The sequence below is a fragment of the Brevibacillus halotolerans genome (assembly GCF_026891775.1).
GTDB lineage: Bacteria > Bacillota > Bacilli > Brevibacillales > Brevibacillaceae > Brevibacillus_B > Brevibacillus_B halotolerans.
On the sequence record NZ_JAPTNK010000006.1, the window covers coordinates 165777 to 189013 of the forward strand.

At 38.0% G+C, this 23237-nt stretch carries 26 protein-coding genes; 4 read left to right on the plus strand and 22 right to left on the minus strand.

What is annotated here, in order from left to right; genetic code table 11:
- Positions 1-350 precede the first annotated feature (350 nt).
- On the minus strand, positions 351-878 hold the full coding sequence (locus tag O0550_RS10625) for a YIEGIA domain-containing protein (protein WP_258426317.1): 528 nt from the start codon (positions 876-878) through the stop codon (positions 351-353).
- A 74-nt stretch (positions 879-952) separates the two neighbouring features.
- On the opposite strand from O0550_RS10625, the gene O0550_RS10630 reads away from it, so the two are divergent.
- The 3 genes from O0550_RS10630 (at position 953) to O0550_RS10640 (ending at position 3281) form a co-directional block, all read left to right on the plus strand.
- Entirely contained in the window at positions 953-1585 is a 633-nt protein-coding gene (locus tag O0550_RS10630) for a nucleotidyltransferase family protein (protein WP_258426275.1), read from the plus strand.
- 174 nt (positions 1586-1759) lie between these two features.
- Positions 1760-2563 carry a DUF2935 domain-containing protein gene (locus O0550_RS10635; protein ID WP_258426318.1) on the plus strand — a complete coding sequence of 268 codons (804 nt, stop codon included), beginning with the start codon at positions 1760-1762 and terminating at the stop codon, positions 2561-2563.
- A gap of 469 nt (positions 2564-3032) precedes the next feature.
- Positions 3033-3281: a DUF1259 domain-containing protein gene (locus tag O0550_RS10640; protein ID WP_258426276.1), complete on the plus strand. Its 249-nt coding sequence runs from the start codon at positions 3033-3035 to the stop codon at positions 3279-3281.
- 342 nt (positions 3282-3623) lie between these two features.
- Here O0550_RS10640 and O0550_RS10645 read toward each other — a convergent pair whose 3' ends face one another.
- Positions 3624-3944 carry a hypothetical protein gene (locus O0550_RS10645; protein ID WP_258426277.1) on the minus strand — a complete coding sequence of 107 codons (321 nt, stop codon included), beginning with the start codon at positions 3942-3944 and terminating at the stop codon, positions 3624-3626.
- Between the two features lie 311 nt (positions 3945-4255).
- Between O0550_RS10645 and O0550_RS10650 the strand changes: the two genes are divergently transcribed.
- Positions 4256-5050: a hypothetical protein gene (locus tag O0550_RS10650; RefSeq protein ID WP_258426278.1), complete on the plus strand. Its 795-nt coding sequence runs from the start codon at positions 4256-4258 to the stop codon at positions 5048-5050.
- A gap of 313 nt (positions 5051-5363) precedes the next feature.
- Here O0550_RS10650 and O0550_RS10655 read toward each other — a convergent pair whose 3' ends face one another.
- The 20 genes from O0550_RS10655 to O0550_RS10750 all read right to left on the minus strand — a co-directional run bounded on the left by O0550_RS10655 (position 5364) and on the right by O0550_RS10750 (position 23189).
- Positions 5364-5918, minus strand: a complete 555-nt coding sequence (locus O0550_RS10655; RefSeq protein WP_258426279.1) for a GNAT family N-acetyltransferase — start codon at positions 5916-5918, stop codon at positions 5364-5366.
- A 282-nt stretch (positions 5919-6200) separates the two neighbouring features.
- Entirely contained in the window at positions 6201-7382 is a 1182-nt protein-coding gene (locus O0550_RS10660; protein ID WP_258426280.1) for an MFS transporter, read from the minus strand.
- A gap of 50 nt (positions 7383-7432) precedes the next feature.
- Positions 7433-8404 (minus strand): ABC transporter substrate-binding protein, encoded by a 972-nt coding sequence (locus O0550_RS10665; protein WP_258426281.1) that lies wholly within the window; start codon positions 8402-8404, stop codon positions 7433-7435.
- 346 nt (positions 8405-8750) lie between these two features.
- Complete coding sequence (locus O0550_RS10670; RefSeq protein ID WP_258426282.1) at positions 8751-9737, minus strand: helix-turn-helix transcriptional regulator; 987 nt, start codon at positions 9735-9737, stop codon at positions 8751-8753.
- A gap of 136 nt (positions 9738-9873) precedes the next feature.
- Complete coding sequence (locus O0550_RS10675; RefSeq protein WP_258426283.1) at positions 9874-10137, minus strand: thioredoxin family protein; 264 nt, start codon at positions 10135-10137, stop codon at positions 9874-9876.
- Between the two features lie 13 nt (positions 10138-10150).
- Positions 10151-11191, minus strand: coding sequence for a sigma-70 family RNA polymerase sigma factor (locus tag O0550_RS10680; RefSeq protein WP_035319166.1), 1041 nt, complete (start codon positions 11189-11191; stop codon positions 10151-10153).
- A 201-nt stretch (positions 11192-11392) separates the two neighbouring features.
- A complete protein-coding gene (locus O0550_RS10685; RefSeq protein WP_258426284.1) occupies positions 11393-11995 on the minus strand; it encodes a transglycosylase SLT domain-containing protein in 603 nt (200 codons plus the stop codon).
- A gap of 170 nt (positions 11996-12165) precedes the next feature.
- Positions 12166-12411: a hypothetical protein gene (locus O0550_RS10690; RefSeq protein ID WP_003345423.1), complete on the minus strand. Its 246-nt coding sequence runs from the start codon at positions 12409-12411 to the stop codon at positions 12166-12168.
- On the minus strand, positions 12408-12695 hold the full coding sequence (locus O0550_RS10695; protein WP_003337284.1) for a hypothetical protein: 288 nt from the start codon (positions 12693-12695) through the stop codon (positions 12408-12410). Before O0550_RS10695 ends, O0550_RS10690 begins: the two co-directional genes overlap by 4 nt.
- 38 nt (positions 12696-12733) lie before the next feature.
- Positions 12734-13063, minus strand: a complete 330-nt coding sequence (locus tag O0550_RS10700) for a hypothetical protein (protein ID WP_003345421.1) — start codon at positions 13061-13063, stop codon at positions 12734-12736.
- Between the two features lie 101 nt (positions 13064-13164).
- Complete coding sequence (locus O0550_RS10705) at positions 13165-13494, minus strand: hypothetical protein (RefSeq protein WP_022584821.1); 330 nt, start codon at positions 13492-13494, stop codon at positions 13165-13167.
- Positions 13495-13612: 118 nt separating this feature from the next.
- On the minus strand, positions 13613-14065 hold the full coding sequence (locus tag O0550_RS10710) for a hypothetical protein (RefSeq protein ID WP_258426285.1): 453 nt from the start codon (positions 14063-14065) through the stop codon (positions 13613-13615).
- A gap of 335 nt (positions 14066-14400) precedes the next feature.
- Positions 14401-14934 (minus strand): sigma-70 family RNA polymerase sigma factor, encoded by a 534-nt coding sequence (locus tag O0550_RS10715; protein WP_003345416.1) that lies wholly within the window; start codon positions 14932-14934, stop codon positions 14401-14403.
- A gap of 560 nt (positions 14935-15494) precedes the next feature.
- Positions 15495-15794, minus strand: coding sequence for a hypothetical protein (locus O0550_RS10720; protein ID WP_003345415.1), 300 nt, complete (start codon positions 15792-15794; stop codon positions 15495-15497).
- Positions 15791-16618, minus strand: a complete 828-nt coding sequence (locus O0550_RS10725; protein ID WP_258426286.1) for a peptidoglycan recognition protein family protein — start codon at positions 16616-16618, stop codon at positions 15791-15793. The genes O0550_RS10720 and O0550_RS10725 overlap by 4 nt, the downstream gene beginning before the upstream one ends.
- 80 nt (positions 16619-16698) lie before the next feature.
- Complete coding sequence (locus O0550_RS10730) at positions 16699-17025, minus strand: short coiled-coil protein (protein ID WP_003345411.1); 327 nt, start codon at positions 17023-17025, stop codon at positions 16699-16701.
- 481 nt (positions 17026-17506) lie between these two features.
- Positions 17507-17923 carry a hypothetical protein gene (locus O0550_RS10735; RefSeq protein WP_003345410.1) on the minus strand — a complete coding sequence of 139 codons (417 nt, stop codon included), beginning with the start codon at positions 17921-17923 and terminating at the stop codon, positions 17507-17509.
- Between the two features lie 124 nt (positions 17924-18047).
- Positions 18048-21509, minus strand: a complete 3462-nt coding sequence (locus tag O0550_RS10740; RefSeq protein WP_258426287.1) for a peptidoglycan DD-metalloendopeptidase family protein — start codon at positions 21507-21509, stop codon at positions 18048-18050.
- 10 nt (positions 21510-21519) lie between these two features.
- Entirely contained in the window at positions 21520-22572 is a 1053-nt protein-coding gene (locus O0550_RS10745; protein WP_003345408.1) for a hypothetical protein, read from the minus strand.
- Complete coding sequence (locus O0550_RS10750) at positions 22572-23189, minus strand: S-layer homology domain-containing protein (RefSeq protein ID WP_003345407.1); 618 nt, start codon at positions 23187-23189, stop codon at positions 22572-22574. The genes O0550_RS10745 and O0550_RS10750 overlap by 1 nt, the downstream gene beginning before the upstream one ends.
- Positions 23190-23237 lie beyond the last annotated feature (48 nt).

Consider the following 23237-nt stretch of genomic DNA (forward strand, 5'->3'; position numbering starts at 1 on the left):
CTTCCCCCTCCTATGTAGAGCGATAAAACGTGTGTTTGTTGTATAAAGTACGGCAAGTGGGCGTTATACTCTTAAAAAACGCTAATAGCTGTAATCAGCAACAAACGTCCAAGGGATTCGGACACTTACATAATGCTTATATTGCTCAATTTATAGGCCTGATATAACGGTTTCCGTGTTAGTACGTCAGATGATTTAGCTGAATCAAATGACACTGTAAAAAACATGCCACGTTCCTAAATCATGGACGTGTGAAACTTGTCTGTTTAGCAAGAAGTCACTCCTTTCCACTATATTCAAATCATTCAACAAAAAGGCGTGCAGACCTCCATACCTTTCGGTTATTTGGTCTACACGCTGGAATCCATTAATGATGGATTTTTCTTAACCGACTCAAGCAAAGGTGTATTTTTAACTGCATGTAAAAGCTTATCTATGTTTCGGATCAGTGGGACGATCACAATGATTGTTTTACCACTTTTAAAATCCTTACAAGTATAATGATATCGTTTGACACCGATAGAACGTGTGGCTTCAAAAAGAATAGCTTTTCTTTGCCCATAATTGTCTAAAATAATGCGTAAATACTCTTCATTTGGCTCAATTGTCACTGCAAAAGCCTCTTCTAGAATTACATTTTGCACATTGGCTGTTCCAATTATGGTGCTTACAAAAACACCATCGACGAATAATCCAGATTCCCTTATTTCAATTTTTCCTTTTTTTACGATTGCGATATCTCCAACTTGTTTCCCTTTTGAAAATCGTTTTATGAAGAGTAGAATAACAAGACCCGTGATGACTCCTATTCCTACATTTACTATCAACATAAGGGATTTAAAAACATACATGACAGTAGCCGTAGAAATAGAGACCACTAATAATAGCAATTAGTATTATAGCTGAGATCATTCAAGCGAAACATAAAAGAATGAGAATCTGGTGTTAACTTATGAGCGAATCCTTAAAGACGGTTGGGATCTATTTGGCTGCAGGAACCAGTTCAAGGATGGGGGTAGATAAACGGTATTTGCCATTAGGAAATCTGCCATTAGGAAGCTGGGCACTTCACGAAGCTCTGCATTCTATGCTGGAGAACGTTGTGGTCGTAGGAAGAAGCAATGATTCGTTTGAATGGTTGTCTCCCAAGTACGAGAATAAATCAAAGTTGCATATCGCACGTACTTTTTCACATACCATCTGTCAATCACATTCACTTCAAACTGGATTGGACAAGGCAATTTCTTTACAAGCTCAGGCAGTTTTAGTTATGCTTGCTGATCAACCTTTTGTAACTAGAAAACATATCAATCAAATAATTAAAGTGTTTCACTACACATACACTAAAAAACCTCTTTTCATCGCTTCAAAATATCAAGATATCACAATACCTCCAATACTTCTTACCAAATCCTTGTTTCCTGAGATAAAACTTCTTACAGGTGACCAAGGGGCAAAAACAATACTTAAGAGCCAAAAAGGATTGTTTATTCTTTTTAATGATTCCTTATGGACAATAGATGTAGATACTCCCGAAATTTACAACCTAGTGTGTAAGAGACACTTTGCTTATCCTCCCTTTTGAATCAGTTCTTCTATTCTAATCCACCTTGAATTCACCTCTCTACTTATAGTGGGCTTTCGTATGAAAAAAAGCCTATCCGACAAGGAATAGGCTTGAAGTTACATCTATTGAATCCCCTAGCATACCTCTCGTTTTACACACATATTCTGGACGTATAAGGGAGGGAACGACGTGATGAAAACTTCTTGCGATGATATTCTTTTTGAAAACCGTTTCTGGCTTCAAATCCTGGGAGATCATTCCCGATTTATTTTTGAATCATTGGCTCCAAAAGAGCAAACAGAAATCGAGCAGGCTAACTATTTCATTCATACATTTGACAAGTTATTAGATTATGCACGCAGGAATTTGTCAGCTGAAGAAATTCATACACTCAACCAAAAAGCAAATACCGAGGTACAAAATCTGCGCCAGTTTAAGCTACATCTTTTAGAACGACATCTTATTGGTAAGATTTCCATTAACCTTCCTCCAACTTTTATAAACCATATGATTAATGAGCTAGAAGAATATGAACGAATCTTGGAGACCTGTTTATCTGGTAATTGGCCCCCATCCTATCATCCCCTACATTTGCATCTGGTATGGCTCTCTGATGCTGTTGGCCATGCTGAATCCATCTCTTCTAATCTGGATATGGTGGAAAATGACTATAAACAAAAAAGCATGCACTTTTCGAAACAATTTCAGCACTTTTATCTAAAAGCAATTGAATTAGCTGGTTACCTACGAACAAATTTGCCTGACTTTCCAGCACTCAATCGTTTTAATCATCAAGCTGAAATGGAAATTAAATTATTTCAGAGCTTTTTGCATGAACTTGAGGATCTACGATTAAAGGATGAGTTATTAGGAACGTTATCTCCACTTATGGCAGATCATATGTCACGGGAAGAGTGTTATTATTTGATGAAGCTATCTGAAGTGTCCGATGTGAAATCCCCGGATTGTTATCCAACCAGACCCCGGATTGAATAAAATTTAGGAAGGTAGACCTTGATGCTGAAGTTCTCTCATACTAGACTTCCCCATTTACGAATCGTGTGTTGTATGAATTACTCATCTAAAAACGTTAGATCATCTTCGAGTTCACGAATTTGTATCCATAACCCGATTCATACCGTTTTCTTCAGCCCAATCGAATAGTTCATTCAGAACCATGTGCGGTGGTTTTTGTCCATCATCCCCCCCATTGCGGCACACGCTTTCTTATCTTTGAATGGTTTGTTCATTGTAAAATGGGCATACCTTGTGCTTTAAAAATCCTTAGCTTGATCGTATAGATTTTTTATTGTGTCAGCCCTACTCATCAATCCCACTCCATAATTCCCGTTTTGAAATGGGCTATATCACCTAAAGGCACTTTTATTCCACAGAAGTACACTATAATAAAAACTTTAGGAGGAGACGAATTCAATGGCTATAGATCCACTTTCTAACAATACCGATGATGTTTTCATTTGAATCAATGGATCAAAATGGGAAGGCGCTTTGTTTGGGAGAAACAGTAATTCTCCCAGAAGAAATTAACCCATTCATTTCTGCTCTTCGACATTACGATATACTGGTTACCGCCCTTCACAATCACTGGCTTTTTAACAACCCTGGCATCATGTTTATACACTTTGAATCAATTGACGATCCCGTCCAATTTGCCTATAAAGTTCGTCACGCCATTTCAGTCCTAAAACCTTAATCTTTGCCCCTTTATGGGGTATTTTTTATAAATAGGCATTGTACATAGCTCACTGACGAGATTTTCCTTCCTAACTATTTTGTTAAGCTGATTTCAAATAGCCCAATTCAATTGCAAATTTTTGTATGGCTTCCTTCCTTCAATAGAGTATTATAATTTTGACTTATTATATTTCCATAAATAAAAATAAAGTTGGTCGTTAGCATCCACATACCTAGTACAAGCAGCTCATGAGAATTTTTTTCTTCGCATAAAGAATGAAAATTGTATATCTATACACCTTACTGAATGGTTTTAATGTTCCACCTAAAAAACCTCCCCCATCACCATTAATCCCAATCATTATTGTGGTTTCAGTAATTTCTGGCAGGAACAATTGAACACTCTCCCTTTCATTTCTTTTTCTGCTTCCCTTCCCCAATCCATAATATCTTTAACTTTGTTTGATTTTGCTTTGTCTCCATATAATTCTTTCAGGAATGCCATTGCTTTTTGTTTTGCTGTTTCATCTGAAGGAAGGGATTTTAAAGGAGTTTGAATAGTAACTAACGATTTCAATTTACCGGTTTTTTGATCAATAAATATACTAGCCCCCCATTTTTTCTCATATCCCTGATGAAAGTAAAATCTCAAAAGAACTAATCGAATAATGATAACTGACATTCATAACCGGGAATTTTTTAAGACTAGGAATGAGAGAAATAATTTTGTCATAGGTTGCTTTAGCTGGCTTAGAGAAAGAATCATTCTTTATCTCGCGCTTTTTTATATCAGCTGCATACCACTTATTAGAGAAAGTCGGCTTCGTTACATGAAGAGATGATACAGCGAAAAATAATGAATAAAATTGTATTACGACAAATTTATGGAAAAGTCTAGAAAAAACCCAAAAATTAGTATATTGTTAAATCGTTAATTGGGATTTTTTTCTAATCAGGCGGTTGTAAGTATTGAAATGAACTGGGAGGACTATTATGTTCAAGAAAATAACAAGTTTAATGATGGTTTTTGCGCTAATTTTCAGCATGTTCGGCATTCAAAATATTCAATCGGCAAGGGCTGAATCAAGCGATTTGGTTTATGATGAAAAAACCCCGATACTAGATATTGAAGGCAATGAAATCGGAGAAGAAATGGAAAAGGTTTATAGGGAAGTAACAAAAGATTCAGAAGAAACCTTAGTAAAGTTGATAACAATAACAGAAAACAAATACTATCATGAGGAACATGAAAACACTACGGACCGAAAAGTTACCGAGATTAAGATAACTAGTGATAAAAAGTTTTTTATTGATGGTGAACAATTATCTCAAGACTTTTTAAGTCAACCTGTTACAGCAAGTGAAGATAAGGCTTCCTTTGCAAAAGCCTTTAAAGGTGAGAGTGGCGGTCGTCCGGGAGTAGTCACTTACGATGAGATTAATGACGACTATTATTATCTTAAGGCTTTTCCAAAGGTAAATGATTTTTTAGAGGAGCCTAAAGGTAAAAGGTTAACAAAATATAGCAAAGGTAATAAAAACGTATCCAAATTCATTAGATATGCAGACAAAGTTGAGAGTAAACACGGAGATGTAATAGATGCACAAGTCGCAATTGCATCAATGCTAGGTGCGGCTTTGGTAACTTGGGAAACCATCATTTTGCTACTTCCTGAAGCAGGCGTAGCAGGTTATAATGCCGTCAAACTTTACAATGCCTCAAAGGCAGGTAAAGAAGCTCTTGCAGATGCGTATGACCTACTAAAAAATAAAATTACACCTTATTAAGGATTAACTATGTTAGATATTATTATCTGCTTACTTATACTAGCCTCAAGTATATATGCTTTGGTTAAGGTGTGGGAAAATAAAAAAGCAAGAGGAATAGCAGTGATATTGTTGGCTATAACCATTAAAATGGTATATCAAGCAATAAAAGCTTATCTTAGCCAATAAAACATTTACTCCGAACTGCCTGATTAGAGTAAATCCCAATGGTTTTGTTATTTCCCCTTTCATATAGAACGCTTTTAACAATAATTAAGTTCGACCACGTTTTATGGAAAGGGGACTCTCTTATTGGATTATTCCCCCTTTTACTTCACTGCTCCATTATTCCCTTCAAGGATTGGGCCAATTCAATCCTGACCTCCTTTTTCTCAATGTCCTGGTTTGAATAGCTCATGACATTCAATCCGATAAACGTAAACCCACAGGCTAAATAAAATTGAATAGCTGGATGATTAGAAGTCTGAGTTTCTAGAGTAATCATGCGACTATTGAGTTCCTTGGCTCGTTTACAAGCAAAACGAATTAATTCTCTGCCTATCCCCTGTCTCTTGCACTCTTCATTTACATACAAATCCCAAATAACACAGCTCTGATTCCAGCTTGCATAAGCAATTGTGATAATCCCCACTTCTCTGTTATCTCGCAGGGCAGCATAGCACTCAAGCTCATCTTTATCATCATCAAAGAGATTGCCAAGCTCCTTTTTTTGAAACGTTTTCTCGAATTTTTCTACGCAGAGGTCTACACTCCATCCCCTCTCACTAGATATCATCCGCACATCGTAATAATAATCTGATTGATATTGATATGTAATGACTTTCCCATTAGGGTAATCTTCTTTATTCAATTTTACAATTTGAAGCATACGTCCACCCCTTTGTTATTACATTGGTTCATTTTGGTAATTGAACCTTATCGCGTAGTCTCTCAATACAGCTTTCTCTAGTTGTTGAACTTTTCTCTAACCTACAAAGCCTCCCTTTACGAATATCGTCTATAGTTAAGCTTACCTCCATTTTAAATGTTTTGAATTATACCACAAACCAAGAATAAGCTTTACTATTTTTTCCGATACAAAAAAACTCCGAGAGCCAGTAAATCTTCATGCTCCCGAAGTTCATTCATCTATTTTTCCGCTTTTTTCCTGCTATACAGAAACCCTTGCACGATGTCTTTTTCTAAATAAAGAAAGTCCTGACAAACAAATCAAAAGTACACAAAACGAGAATGGTAGCACCTTATTGCTTGTATACAGCAGCGTACCGATAACAGGCCCAAAGAACGAGCCTCCCCCTTGCAGTGCAGCAATAAAGGAAGCAACACTTCTTTGTTCATAGTCCTCAACAGCTAGGGAAGCTCCCGAGCTATATCCTAATAAGGTAAACCCTATTCCAATTCCTAAAATAGCAAAATCAATGTATGCAAAGCGTATGAACAACAAAAATCCTACTAAACCTAAAGTCACACATGAAAGACCTACTCGCAGCACTTTTGCAGGTTCCCATTTCAAATACTTACTGATGAGAACTTGAGAAGCAACAACCATAATACCCGAAATAGCTAACCCTAGTCCGATAAGCTGTGTCGCTTTTTGAGCATTGTAGCCCAAGGTATCTTGGATATAAAATCCAATCGTAACCTGAACGATATTAAGTGCAGCAGATAAAACAAATCCAATCCACAGATAAAGGCGGATTCGTGAATCATTTGGGGAGATCGTGGCTGTTGTTCGACGAATCTCACTTTCCTGTTCATCTGGAATGGATAACAGGAAAATAACGGCAATCACCAACATAAGAATAGCTACCGCATACATCGGTACGGTCAGACTAATCACTGCTAATCCGCCACTCATCGCTGGTCCCAGCACGAAACCAAGACCATTTGCCGCACCGAATAGTGCCATCCCCCATGTGCGTGTTTCCTGCGTTGTCCAGCCCATTACATATGCTTGAGCTTTAGCAGGAATACCCCCAAAGAAAAAGCCTGCAATGGCTCGTAAAATCAAGAATATCCAAAATAAACTAGCGGAACCAGCACCCAGCGTATTACTCTTGGCATTGTCCGCGAGCAAAGCAAATACGATTAGGGTGACTAAATAGACAAACATAATAGAAGCTAGTAATTTTTTTCTACTTTTGGCTGGTCTTCGTTCCCAATAGTAACCACCTAGTAACCAACAAATTCCTGTGATCGAAACCAAGCAACCTGATTGAACCTCACTTAGTCCTAAATTGCGTGAAAGAGGACCAATGACCGGGTTAAAGGCGGCTATTGAAATCATGCCAGCTAGCACAATTAAGAACATAACCGCGAATCTCAATTTCATCATACATCCCCTTTTCTATTATTTGTTAGATTATTTTCCCTTTACGCTTCTTATTTTTTCCCCATTGCTTGCATAATTTGTTCCAAACCGTCAATTTTAGCTAACGCCATCGGTCCAGGTAGTGAAGGGTCCTCTAAAAAATACACCTGATTGTTTTTGACTGCCTTCAAACTGTTCCATACCTGATTATCTTTTAACGCTTCCTTGACTCCCCCCGGAATTGGATCTTGCCAATTATTAATCACAAACAGATGATCCGGATTTAGTTGGGCTAAGCTCTCCAATGACAATTGACCACCTTTTTTTGCTCCTGGCACCGGTTTTAGCCCTAATCCCTTATAAAAAGGCTCGAAGCGTTTTTCCTCCCAGGTTACAAATTGATCCTTGCTTCGTGACATGGTAAATAGCACAGACTCTTGGCTTCTAAAAGCCAGCTTCTTTTTGTAGTCTGCTGACTTTTGGTCAAAATCTGCTAATATCTTCGTCGCTACATCCTCTTTCCCAATTACAGCAGCGATCTGCTCCAATGTCTCTCGCCAATCACCTGCTTGAGTAAAAATAACAGTTGGAGCAATCTGACTTAATTGTTCATACTGGCCAATCATGTCATCCGCTGCAATGATCAAATCTGGTTTCGCGCTTAGTAATTTTTCCATATTTGCCTCTAAGCCAAGGTCTATGATCGCTTTCCCTGCTATACGTTTACTAAGATTAGGAAAGTTTTGTTCAATGGTTGAAATCCCTGATGCGGCATAAGGATATTCATCCAGAACAGCTAAATAGTCTACAAAAGCAATGTATGGCGTAGCAATTTTAACTGGCTTATTCTGTATAACGGTTTGTCCCTTCATGTGTTTCATTGTTTTTGGGAAGGAATGGGAGGATGATTTTTCGTTAGCTGTGGTAGCTGTTGTTTGTTCTTCCATTACTCCCGTATTCGGTTTGCCTGCTCCTGTGCATCCTGTAGCTAGCAGTAGCATAGCCACCCCTACGATAATAGTCAGTATCTTTGTTACCTGCATCTTCTTCTGCTTCTCCTTTTTTACCGCTTCCTTGGGCGGTTTTGTTTCATTACCCTAACAACTCGGCAAATGAGATTAATTATCAATACATACATCTTATAATGCAGGTTCGCCTGATATCTACCAGTAGAGGAAATGAGATTGCGGTTAGCGGGATATTTATCAATCTATCATTTCATAACCTATGTGAAGGCTTTCATTCTACATATCTGCACTTGTCCATCGATTCGCCATGCTAAAAGCAATAAAAAAACTGCCCTTATCAGGCAGTTTAGGTGAAAAAATCCTTATGTTTTTTTATCAGCCAATATGACAGTGGATTACTATGTCCTGTAAACCCTTATTTTCACTCGCGGTAAGAGGAAACGGAACGTCGAACCAACTCACTAGGGTTAACACCATACCTTTCCCGAAAAGCTTCTGCAAAATAACTAGGATTAGAGTACCCGACTGCGCACGATACCTCGTTCACATTCATTTTGCCGCCTTGCAGTAATAAAAGCGCCGTTTCCATTCGTTTATTCCGTAAATATCCAAATACTGTAGTCCCGTACATTTCCTTAAAGCCGTTTTTTAACTTATAGTCATTAAGCCCAATCATTCGAGACAATTCGATTAGTGTTGGCGGCTCTGCCATACACTCAAGCATGATCGCACGAGCTTGGCGAATTTTTCCCATATCATCCTTGGTAAGCTGAGTCGATTCTGAATTCCTATCTAGTAAAAAGGTTCGGAAGGCTGTAGACAGAATTTCCATGATCGTGCATTCCATCTCGAATTTTCGTGTTCTTGGTGAATCTACTAGCTTTATCAAGCGTTGCAGGATAATCGAGGAGGGGGGATCGATCGTTTGTTGAAAAGCCCGGAAAGAGCGTTTTCCCAAGATATCCGAAAAATGAACCGATCTAGCACCATCTGCCTCTTCCATAAAATGATGAAAGCTAGAAACTGGAATACCAATACCAAGCATATAAAAGGGCTGCTTTCCCATAAACTCAAAACGAGTTTGCTCCTGTTTCATAAATTGTAATGTACAAGTTCCTGAAACAATTTCCTGACGAACGCCCTGAAGACTAACCTCTCTTGCTCCTTGAAAGCAATAACTCAGCTCAACCATTTCTTCTCTCGGGGCAAAACTCATTGCATGCTTGTCATGGAAGGTGTAATCAGAAATCACAACCTCCATATCCGGACGCGGGACAAAGCGACGGATAGAGCCCTCTCCAATTGAAGAATGCAGCGTCATCCGCTCTGTACGATCTACATTCTGTCGAGCCAACCCAAGCTCGTCAAAGAATAGATTAAAGTTCTGGTGAAAGCCAATGTTGCTCATTTGTCCATCACTCCGGTTGTGTTACTTTTCCTCATTTGCTTCTCCATAGTTGTAAAATCTAATTATGATAATAATTCTCATTTATATTGTAACGAATTTTTATATATTTGACCATCTCTTCGATCATTTTGTTTCTTTACAGGTAGTCATCTATATATTGCTGGAGTTCATCCAAGTAATTATCAATGACAGATTTGCTCAAAGCGCTTGTAAAGCGGCCTACCTCAGAGCCGCCGTAGGATATAATCACGAGTGGCACATACATAATGCCGAGCGCATCTTCCTTTTCAGCACATATCGAACGAATCGCAATCTTCCTTTCCTCAATAATTTGATCTAAGGTCGCTGATAATTTCCTGCATGAACTACAAGACGAGCGATAGTAAAATGTTAATTCCATCGTTCATTCACCATTACCTTGCGTTTTGTTTGGGGTTCAATTGCTGTACACCTCTAACAGAATTAGCCTTCTGCCCGGGCTTTCCAACATTAACCGGCTGATCCTGCCACTTTTTACTTACCTTTTGCCGAATGTAGTATAAAATTCGATTCGAATAAGCAGACCTGTTAAATCCTGATTTCTCTAAGAGCTCTGCTATTTCGCTAACACACATAAGTTTGTTGCGCAATCTACTTTCCTCTTCAATAAGTTTGATTTCCCGATCATATTTAGAGGTGACATGCTGCTGCAGGTCTGTTTTGTTTGATTGAAAATTCAGAACCTTATTCCTAATACGCATGATTGCTCTGTTAATCGTCATAGGATAGACCTGAAGACGTTCGGCTATTTGAGTATTATTTATACCTTCCATGATAAGCTTCATAATTGTTTTCTCAAAATCATTGCAAATTGAGCTTCCCAGTAAATGTTCTACATAAACCTTATCCACTACATGCTCTTCAATATTACTGCAATTATCATCAATCATCTCGAAGTTCTCATACGCGTGATAATGTTCAATTTCATCACTAAATCGGGCTATTTCCTTATACCTTTCTACCGGTATAGCAAGTAGCTTAGCCATTTCCTCTTCGCTAGGTCGATATCCTAGCTTTTCCTCAATAGCGATCATTCGCTTAATCTGTTCTACAGCTCCCCTGCTTAATCTTACAAATCGTGAATCGTTATAAAGCAGTTGATTGATCTCCCAGATTATCGGTCTAACCACAAAGGTTGTAAACTTGAATCCCCGATGAAAATCAAACTCCTGTAGAGCACTAATAACACCAATATAAGCATGCTGAAGCAATTCTTCTTCTGTTACTCGAAACTTAAAGCACAATTCCTCAACGTTACCTTTATAGTGTTTGATAATCGAGAAAAGAAACTCCTTGTTTTCTTCCAAAAACTCTCCTAACAGCTCTTTATCTTCTTTACAGGCATGAATAAGGTCTATATTGTGCATATCTTTTATGCTTTCTTTCCGTAAACGGAGGTATCGTTGACTTAACAAGCTTTCGTTCACTCCTAGTCATCTCTTTCTTTTCCCTTCTCCCTATAATAGTCGGGCTATCCTAACGAAAAGATGCAGATATGACCGGCATTTTTGGCGATAAAAAATACACTCCCTACTAGTCACATGGATATGGCCCTCAAGGATTATTTCAATGTTTGCGGTAAAGAGTGCATGACATTCCTTTCTATCATTACATTTTCAGTCCCCATATTTTTTATAAGATGCGTTATTTTTAATGGCTGACCAGACCTTTTTCACTTTCATGAGGTAGGTTGTTTTAAATGTTCCACGTACGACATTTCCCTCTCCCTGGTTATAAGCAATAATCCCCAGCTCCGGTCCGAATCTGCTTTGCGTATAGGCTAGATACTTGCAGCCAACATGAATATTCACTTCCGGGTCTGTAAGCTCTCCTTTTATACCCATATATTTTTGTGTAGAAGGTAAGATTTGCATAAGGCCCGTATCTTTATGCTTGCCAATCCGATTGGGATGATAATAGCTTTCGACCTCGATTATTGCTACGATTAGAAAAGGATCTACGTTGTACTTTTCCGAAAAAGTAAGAATATAGTTGGATAATTTTGTTGCCTCTGTGATGGAAATATTTTTAGAGATCATATGGTGTATGATCGTCCCCTGCATTTGTTTTTGTTGAGTAACAATGGAAGCTGTTGTAGCAAACGAAACCGTGTTCTTTTGACCTGCTAAGAGATTGTCTAATTGGGAGAACAGATTTATAGATGATAGCTCTGTTATCGTCAGCAGTATTACGATGATGGATTTCATTCCAATAATCATGCAACCATCCTTTACCTGAGAATGTCATACTATAGTTGTCGTGTTACCCTCTTGGATCGTTGCGATTAAAATAACAGCTGTGATTCCTTCTGTTCTTACAAATAGGCATTCTCCCCACCAGTTCTCCTACTACCAAATATCAAAACAAAAAAGACGGGAGTATTCCCGTCTCAAAAGTCTACACACTCTCGCATGCAAGCAGCTATTTGTTTCTGTATATCATCAAGGTCTACTTCCTTCAAAGATACGTCGGCATTATAGAGCTCCATATAACTCTCTTTTATCCTTAGCTGCTCATAAGTAACTAAGCAATTAGCTGTACCACAACCAATGTTTGCGATATCTAAACCCATGTCCATTAGAGACTTATGAGTATGCTGTAAAGCTTCATATAGATCCTTGCATTTTATCTTCATGGCGTATAGTCCCTGCTCCTCTCTGTATAGGGCCTTTTATTGCTATAAGATGATTCCATACATTCTCGCAAGCATTTTTTATGTTTCATCAGCATGCCCTCCAGATCAAGGGAGGATGAAATTTCTTGTTCCATAATATATTCTATGATCTCTTCTAGTTGTTCTTTATGTCGACGAAGCACTTCTACCGAAGCAGATGAAGTATGTCTCATCGCTCTGTTTATTTGCTCCATAACATTTTGAATCTCATCTATCTTTTCGATAAGTTTACCTAACGTGTACACTGCTTCCCTCCCATCTGGCGTCTTCTTTCCTTCGTCATTTATTCTTTACTATCAAAAAAGCCCCAAAAAAACTGATCATGCTTTATCCATAATTCATTTTGATCTTTTTGGCTGCTGTCCTTACCGGTTTGATTTTGATTCGTAGCGATCTGGCTCTGTAACAGTTTTATCTGTTGACATTGATCCTGTAATTGATTACAAAGCTGTTCATTGTTGACCGATAAAGCTTGGTTTTTTTTCAATAATTGCTTGGTTTCTTCTCGCAAAGCTACATACTCACTCAAAATTTTAACAAGTAAGTGAAGGTCAATCGTTGCCTTCGTATCACCAAACTGTTGATCTTGGAAAATGGTATCAAGTTTTATCATATTCTCACTCCAAAATGAATAAGATCAGTGTTTTTAAACTATTATGCATGTTCCATCTGCTGAGCAGGATAAAAACGTGAGATCACTATCATAAACTCGAACTACTCGGCATCATTTTTATATACGTAATCAGTAAAATCTTTCAAATGTATTTCTACTCTATTCAAATAACAAGAGGAATCTTGTGCGATAGTCTCTTCTAGCATTTTCAACTTTTCCAACACTTCTTTTTTGATTGGAGGTGCGATCTTTTCCTCCCCCTGCTGGTGTCTTTCCCACCATCTCCGAAAGGTTTCTAATGTAAAGGTTTGATTGATGTAGTTCCCGCACGAGCGGCACCATGCAACCAGAGACTTATCGCATTCCAATTCCTCCAATACAAAGGATGCCTCTTCCTTGCAATGTGGACATTTATTTAAATAACCTATCATTACAACATTACCTGCTTCCTTTTATCTTGCTTATTTATGTGATAAATCATGGATAAAACCAAGCCAATTAATATATTAATGAAAGTCCAATAAAAAGTGATTGGAAATGAAAACGCAATCATAAGGAATAGGATCTGTAACCATTATCAATCGTTTCAGTCAAAACTGGTTCGACTTCAGGATCGCATAAAAAATGATATAACACCTCAACTTGCTTTCTATCACCAACCTCTGTATAGAATTCTAGTTTACATAGGGTTCCTGCTCTGATTGGATGCGCAACTTGAAAATAGAGCCCCTCCTCAAAATTTTTACAATAAACGTTTTTAATAATTTTCATATTATCAATGAGAAGACTCCAATTATCAGAAGGGGTGATAATATCAGATTTTATGGAAATAGCATAAAACTCAACATCATGTGATAAATAAAAGGCATCTGTAATTATTCTCTTAGTACCTGAACTTCTCGTTCCCTTTACATAGATGTCTCGTCCTATAAAGTAAGATTTTGTTTTTATAGGATAATAAGGAGGATCTAATCTCCCACCCAGTATGTATCTAGCTATCATTCAAACAACTCCCCTTCATAATTACTCCACATACTAGAAGGTCACAAGTATTGTCATCAAAAAAATTGACAAAAAATTTACATGTACTTCTATGAAATTTGATTCTATTTCATAGTAAAAATAGTCGATCTATGTGATATAAAAGGTGCGTTATTACAACAAATAATTTTTTGCTGATAAAAAACAATGTACACATATCGATATACTATATTTATTTTTGTAATATATTGTCGTTTTATGTCTTTAAAAAGTTGTGAAAATTCTCCAAGTAAGATTGCAGATTTAAGAGCATGATGATATATTTAATATGAAATAATTTGCCTCTCTTATTATAATCATACCAAACATACGTGCTTAAGCTTATTCATAGCTCGTGAAGCGTGGGATTTATTTAAACCTAGTTGGTTAGAAATTTGTGTAGGCTTCATATCTATTCCATCTTCTGTAAACAGCATATAACTTATAATTTTCTGTTCTTGATTTGTAAACAGGTCCTTATGGAATAGATAATCATTTCGTAAATCAGCCATTCCATAGCCCAATTCATAATCAACGCCAAAGAAATGATCAGTAGTAGATCCCTTTTCATCATCAGCTCCATCACAGAAATGGACCGTTGTGCTTTTTTGGATAATCATTCTTCTTTTTTTTCGATAATAGTCCATAACAGTTCTTCTAATTACAGTATATGAAAAAGTAAAGATATCCTTTTTGATAGCCCCTTTGTTCATTGCAGTTAGTATTCGGACAATGGAATCATGCTTTACATCCTCTCTATCGGCTATGTTCACCCCGGACAGCACAAAATCAAATATTGGATTTAAAATTCCAATATCTAAAATTTCTGTATTACCTTTTGCTTTTTCCATATAATAAATCCTCCTAACGACCATAAATATTATGAGAGATAATCAAATTTGATATTGCTTACTAGAGAAATTGATTGTATGAAATAGAGAAGTACAAATTATCCAGAGCCTAATTCATTTTAATCGTCACATTTTTAAAATATGTAGTAACTCATTCCTCAATAAACTCTTCATATAAAGCCCATCTTATCTAGCATTCATTTTCATCTTTCCTTTCTGCTATTATGTTTTACGCATATCCTTCGTTCTTTAAATAATCCTAAATACCTAAATAAGTGTTTACCAACCAACCTTTCTAGTAAAAAAAAGAAATATGACCTAAAAATATGCGTTTTTCTTAGTTTTTTGGTCCTCAAGTAATAGTCTTCGAGTAGCAAATACTATAATAGTCGATATATGGATTTGATAAGTTGCATGTGATTTCCACTTATTTCCCTACACAAAAAGAAACGTACATCCTTATTTAGATATAAAAAACTCCCTATCCTTATAAAAAAGGCCACTAACGAATTATTCGCTACTGGCTCCCTAAATGTTTTCTATCAAAATTTTTGTTGAACTTACTTGTTTCCTTTTTGCAATACACTTATACTTTTAACAAAAATATTTACATAATTAGCGCCTCGACTTACGATGAGTCCAGCTGAGACAATAGAGACATGCTGCCAAATATGTTGCATATCGAACAGATTCATCTCAAAAGAATAGCAAAGGACAATCCCCACTAAAATAGATATAAAATAAGTCATTTGGTCTTGAATCCACTTTGAAAACAATCCTTTCACAATTTCTGTAAGTGATTCTGTTAAGAAGGACAATAGGATGAGTAATTGGGCTTTTTCTAATATTAACTCTGTCATTTGTTTTCACCTATTAGTTTTCGTTGTAACACCATGGTCATAATAAAGCTAAGTTCACTTTGTGTTAACTTTTTAGATTTTGCCTTTTCTACCCAAGTGTTATCAGTTAAATAACCTTTCTTTGTAAGATCGTTCAAGGCTTGTGCCAGCATAACAAATTGCCACTCAGCAAGCTTCAAATTCTCTTCATCCTCTCCTATCGGTTTAGCAATTACCTCATCTGCTTTATTAGATTTGGCTGAACATAACTGATATTGTTTGACCACATCCTGAATGAATTGATTCCATGTGATATTTATTTTTTTAAAAGCATTTTTGGTGGGATCTAATTTACGTTTAGGATCAAGATCACAGTGCCCTACGATATGCTTTTGGGGTAGCAAATTATATAGATAACAGAGGTATGCGATGTACCATACATAACGCTTATACGCCTCAGAATCATTTATTTTTTTCTTTATGATCCCATTTTTTCTAAATTCCCCATAACAAAGCTCTACCCCTATGGCTATATCATTGGCATCTCCGCCAAATAATTGGTTATCCAAAGGTATGTCATACAAGACGTGCCATGCTTTTTCCGGTTTGCCTGTTGTAGCAGGGATACATTCCAAAATACTTGTGTCATCAATAAACGTGTGGGCAGAAACACTCATGCTGTTGCAAGTATTTTGGTAATAACTAATATTAGCAAAAGCTGTTGATCCGGGGTTTCCTGTATCATGGGCCACGATAAAACCTACACGGTTCATGGGCATTCCGGATCGTCGCATTGTTCTGGGAGTTAGAAATTTTGTTTGAATTGGATACTTCATGATAAACATAAATAGTGCTCACCTTCTTTTGTAAATAATGTGGTTAATGGCTACTTTCATAATGGGATATCTTAACAAGTCAGCAATTGTTAAAAATTCTTATTGTTTTGCTCTCCACCTAACCGAGACATTAATGATTCAACTTTAGTATTTAGTGATCTGTTTTCAGTTAAAAGTTTGAAGTTTTCTTGCCGTAATACCTCAATCTCTTGTTTTAATGCTTTGATTTCTTCTTTGTAAATTCGTAGTTCCTCCCGTAATTCTGCCCGAAATGCCTGTTCTGCTTGAGACAGTAATTGACGATCTGAAATACTTACCTCTTTTTGATTGTTATTTCGCCCCGATATATAACCTAGAAAACCTGTACTGAGAGAGACTGCCCCTCCAATGATGGCAATCATCACATTAACATCCACAATTGCGTTCACCTTCTTTGCTTTTTGTATCTAATCGAATGTAACAAGGAGATGCTTCCTCTTATGCTTGGGTTTGATCATCTTCATAGGTAATAGTTGTTGAAAACAACAAGTTTTAACTAAGTGTACGTTACATTTCTGTTAAATTATTTTAAATATAAGTACTAAAAGAAAAAAATTAACCCCTGTCGGGAAGGACAACGGGTTCTACTTAAATAAGAAAGATATCTTAGTTATAATTAGCATCAAGGAAAGTAGACAGCCGAATTTTTAATATTTTCTTTCGGTAATCGATTGAGAGTACTTCAAAAAAATATGATATTATTTGGTTCATGTTTGTCCTTTTGAAATCTGATTTTTGGTTTTACGACGTATTGCGTCATCGTTCATCTTTCCTCTGATCATGACAATATTAGATTTTTCAAATGAAAATGGATTAGAAGTAACAACTTTTTCGGGATCATACACCACTCTCCAACACCTACACCGCCCTTACATAATCAAGTTGAAGACTCTTAAACAAACCGTTTTCTCGAATAATGCTGCCACGAATCGCTCTATATGCTTGAATGTCGGTTTCCTCCTCCAGCTCCTCATTTACGATGGAGGATTGTTCTACTTCGACTAAAAACCCCGTAACTATCAAGCTTTCATCACGTTCAAGACTAAGCTTTTCAATTGTCCCATTGTCATATGTATAAATAACGGTAGTAACCAGTGACGGATTTAATGCCATTTCTCGCAATACTTCGACACTCACAACCTCTGGCTCTCTCCGGCTCTTGACAATGGTTAAATCATTCCCCCCTGCATATAGCGCCCCTTTTTTCAGCTCTCTTCTAATCAGGTCTATAATGGGGAAAACTTCATTTGCGTTTGTAAAGTTACGATTGGACATCATCAACACCTCAGCTTCTACTTCAATATAAGAAAAAGCAAGGAACAGTTATCGTTTGATACGTAAACTTTCCTTACTTTTTTTATGAAGATGTAGAAAAATACAAATACGCTAAAGTTCTTGGCTATTTAGGCTGTGGCAAAGAGTGCCAGGTTAGTTCCAAAAAGTTAAGCATGCCGCTTTCATTGCCAACAAGCCTGTTTCCTTTAATCAGATAGTAACCTGCCGTATACGTATTTTCATCATACACGTAACAGCCATCTAGCAATTCAATAAATGGATTGCCCTTCACCACAACATTTTTTGTACGTGCTTGACGTTTCATATCAAAGAAAACCTTATTGGCAATCTCCTCCTTCAGTCCACGCATGGTAGCTCCATCCTTTTCCTCAATCCAAGACATTTTCATACCTGCTGATCGAATATTCCCTTTCGTGGCCACCATTAAACTCTTATCAAAAAAATGTTCAACCAAGCCTTCTGAACCCCAAATCATCAGGTGATTTCGAATTCGCGAATAATCTGTTGAGGAGGTCATTTCTAGCAGGTTGTCACTATCGACAAACTCCCATTTCGCTGAATCTATTATTTGCCAATGGGGGACATCTAGGAAGGAGAGACGTTTTACATGAAAGGTTCCATATCTATCACAGTAGGCTCTGTAGGGCATATCTTGTAGCAATGACTGGATAGCATCTGCCGCTCTGGTTCCTGGCTGGAAGGTGACAGACGCAACAAATGGATTTTGCCAGCCTCCCACTGTTTTTACACTTTCCTGAGTAACTGCCTCTAATTCATTTGTCTTTTTATTAAATTTCATAAAGGTGTTCTTCCCTTTATTTACATCAATATAGACTGTTTCCTCAATTTCATAATCTGGATATTTGGTATCTTCATAATGAACCCGCCAATTGCTTAATCCAGCAGTCACTGCAATATCTTCAACAATACTAGATTTTAGCCAAGCATAGGCCCCACCATCACCTGCATACGCTTCTTCTGGTGGATAGGTCATCGGTTTATAAAAAACAAATTCTTCTAGCATATCGTACCGATCAACACAATGAAAGGTGATCGTTTTAGCCTCGGCGTCCTCTTCAATTTCACCCTTAATCAGTCCTGTAAAAATGCGAACCACATCTTCTCCATAGCCAGCATAGATTCGAATAGGCGTCCCTTCACTAATAACATGGCGCATTTCGCCTTCCTCCCAATAAGAATAGGGAGACGGTAGACTTTTATAGGTATCAGGAAAAATCGTATTTCTCTCAAATGTAGGAGAATATTTCCCCGTTGCGTTATTTAGCGTAATAGCAGCAGTTGTAGAGGAGGTATCTAGATGTGAGTTCACCTCCCACGACATGATGTCATCTTCTAAGACGAACGTGTCCTCGTATTGAAAGCTTCCCACCTCATACCATTTTTCTTTGTACGTATTCCCAATGTGCGTAGCAAACTGTTCGATAGCATAATTACTGAATGCATACCTCACATCAGCAAGGTGTATGGCTCCCTTCGTAACAGCAAACAAAATACGGTTTGTCCCATAAGGAACGGCTGTTCCGCGCACACCTGTATTTTCCCACTTTTCTTTATCATCAGGGAGCTGCTTCTTAATATAGACATCCATATCCGTTTCATTATGACAAACAATAACATACTCCACAAAATCCTTTTTATTGTCGACTTGATAGGCTCCACCATTGGTACTGATCCCCGCATCGGTAATCTCGATTTGATACCCTTTTTTTCCATCAGAGATATATACCTTTCCTTGGGAAGCTTTATCAACCTTCACCTTAAATTGAATGGTAAATGGGAAGCTTTTTACCCTGCCCACTCGTTCTAGACCTGCTTCTTTTCCCTTAGACGTAATGGTTTGATAGGCACCATTATCCTTAATATCTGCTTGCTGATACATAATCCAATTCTTCGCAGAACTCATCGTATCTTCATAATCCCAAACCGTTTTCCTATTAATTGATTCTACATCGAATTCACGTGCTTTTAAGAAAAGAATGCCAAAACGTCCAGTAGAAGCTTTTGAGGGATTGGATAAAGAAAATTCGATTTTGTGTTTTCCTTTTGGGACAGGAATAGATGGTGGATATGCTATCCCATACTTGGCATTTACACCTCTTATCGTAGCTACTGTGACCCCATTAACCTTGACCTGAACCACATCTTCCAATTCCAGATTGGCCATATAAGCCCAACCTAAACTGCCAGCCTTAAACCAGTCATGCTCAAACGTAAACTTTTTCATTTGTCCGGCCGCATTGGTTTTCTTAAATCCAAGAAGATGATAGGATTTATTGTGTGAATCGTAGTCGATGTACTGCTCGGCACCTGCTATCTCTGTATACTTAGCAGGGTCTAATGCCGTCTTTTTTGCAGTAAAATCCTTATGATAGGAAATTATTTCAGTTGTCCGGTTAAATTGATAGGTGGAAACGGCATGATCAATTTGACCATCTGACTTGCGTGCCCTACCATCTCCCCAGCTTTTCACCCGCACAAGAACTTGTTTTCTACCAAATGCCCTGCACTTTTGATCATTTTCCATTAAAATATCAATCTTATTACCCTTGATCGCTCCACCAATGTCATCAGCTAGATATTCTCCCCAGCTAACGCCATCGACAATTACCTCTACTTTACTTTTGAGGGGTATGATAGAGGGATCGACAGCGATGATTTTATCATTTTTCCAGACACTAACATCCGTTCCCCCTTTTGTAATTCCTGTACACCCCGTACATTTTGCATGATAGGCAGTGGCTTCCATCGGATATTCAATAGCGGTACCTGCTGATTGCACGGATTTTTGGGTTGGTGACAGGATACGTGCTGGAGCCTGAATTACCTTCTCACCCCGTAGAAATGGCTCTGGATTAAGGTCCTGACCATTCTGCCGCACCTCAAAATGAAGATGGGAACCGTCACCTCCCCCTCCTTTAATCACGAATCCCGATTTCCAGCCAACCCCAATCGGTTGCCCTGCATGGACCGTTTCCCCTTTCGTAACCAGCAAGTCGTTAGGTTTCATATGAGCGTAACGAGTAGACCAGCCGTTTCCGTGATCAATGTACACAGCAGCGCCGTACCCATTTACCCAACCTGATTGCACGACACGGCCTCCCCATACGGCATGGATATGATCTCCTTTTTCACAGTCCAAATCGATCCCTTTATGTGTTTTTCTAGAACACCTTGGATCAGAGTCATGCCAATCTGTAATTAGCATCCCATTTATATGTGTACTGTCATTCTTCTTACCATTCATCGTTCTACTGGACAAAATCGGCATTGACATCGTTGTATTAATCAACTCGGTCGGGGCGATAATTGGTGTACCATCTATTTCATTCGTTAATGGTGTGATCCCGTCGATGGACATCATATTTCCCACAACTGAGTCATACACGTACTGTACCGTATCATATTTTTGCCGAACTCCCGGCACGTAAGACAGCTTATCTAGCTCAATAATTACACGTGGCTGTGTTCCATACGCATTTATTCGTCTCATAATCGACTCCAGTAATCTGGAGGAAGGATAGTTTACATCACTTACAAAAGCCATTTTGCGTCACCTACCTAAACCTTTCTATTGCCCATTCAATGAATCGATTCAGAAAAACGATTGCTTCGGCACGCGTGATACATTCCTCTGGTTCAAAGCGTTCATCCTCATATAGTGGAAACGCGTAGCATCCATCCAAAAATCTTTCCTCTAAAATATCGATCACATCCGACTCGTACCACTTGCCAGAAAAGGTACCCTGATCAGCAATGTAACGAGTTGGAGATGGATTAGGGTTGTACTCCTTATCTGTAAAACGATTGTAAAAGCTTCTTCTCATACGTTGCAGGAATACCATAAATTCAAATCTTCTTAATTGGACTTTTGGGAAGAATCGATCATTATAACGTACACAGCTTGACTCTACTATGACTGTGTCTGTTGTTGTTTTGAATTTCCCCCCCATCTTGTAGTTATACGTCACTTTTGCCGGATAGCCATTATACATGTATGGTAGATATACTCGCCCTGCGTGCATGACAAATACATCTCGATTAAAGCCAATCACTTCTTTTATTTTCTGTTCTGGATGATCTCCTGGTTGAATATCTACTAGCTTGCGCTTCAGCTTCACCCCTAAAACCGTACAAGTTTCGGGCTTTAAGCGTAGGCTAAACGTATATTGGGATTTTTTCATCACATCCGCAGATGGCATGCGGACAGCATTTTCCCCGCAAATGCTAAAGGGTGTATATACACAGCCTTCCTGCTTATATTTGGGTTTCCCGAAAGTAATACAGACAACTTCAATTCCACCTGACATCGGATTGGACAGCGTAATTTTCCCATTCTCTACCTTCTCGGGTTGAACCTCCACCCCATGTACGATCACAAAAATTGGATTATCATCATGTACCTTATAATCAGGAATGAGAAATTCCTGTTGTCCATCCACGGTAACAAAGCGCTTGACGATACGCTCGTAGCCTTTTTCAAAAGCATCATAATACATCCCATCAATAAAACTCTGTGTGCCTTCACCATCCAAATGAAGACGAGTAGCCTCCAGCAAGTCCCGATAAAACCAATCTAGTGGATCAATGTCAATCCAACGCCTCACCATTAATACCCCCTTAAAATCCGATCAATATGACGGTAGGTCCTCATCAAAAAGGTGATTCCTTCTGCGCGTGTACATACTTTGTCAGGTTTGAAGTAAGAAATTGCCCCACCATCATCTTCATAGTTGGCAATTAAGCCTCTCTGTTGCATTTCATCAACATATGTTTTTGCCCAATGCTTCTCCATATCAATGAATTGATTTTTATATCGGTATTCATGCTCTTGTTTCCGAATAAGAGAAAGTCCAATCGTCACAATATATTTCGTTTCCATCTCTGCTGTTCTAATGTCTGGTTCCCCGGTTAGAATCCCGACATAAATCGTTCCTTTTTCATCATAGTAACGATGCTTGGCTCCACTAAACTGTAGCCAGTCTGCAAATTCCTTTTTACTGTAAAACAATAAGGTAAGCGTCGTTGTATAATGAGAGGTTCCATGACTGATTAAACCAGCGGAAGACGACAGCGTTTGGTTTACATGTGTCTTTAGATTAGGCGAAGGCGGTTTGTAATCATTAATAAGCTTTGCTTTTACCTCGGTAAAACGAATACCATTATCATAAAAGAGACGCTTTTTATATATGTAATCTTCTGAATGAAAGCTGTTTTGCTGAGTCATATTACTACCTCCTTGTTAGAGCTTAGACTTTTTGGGAGAAATATTCAG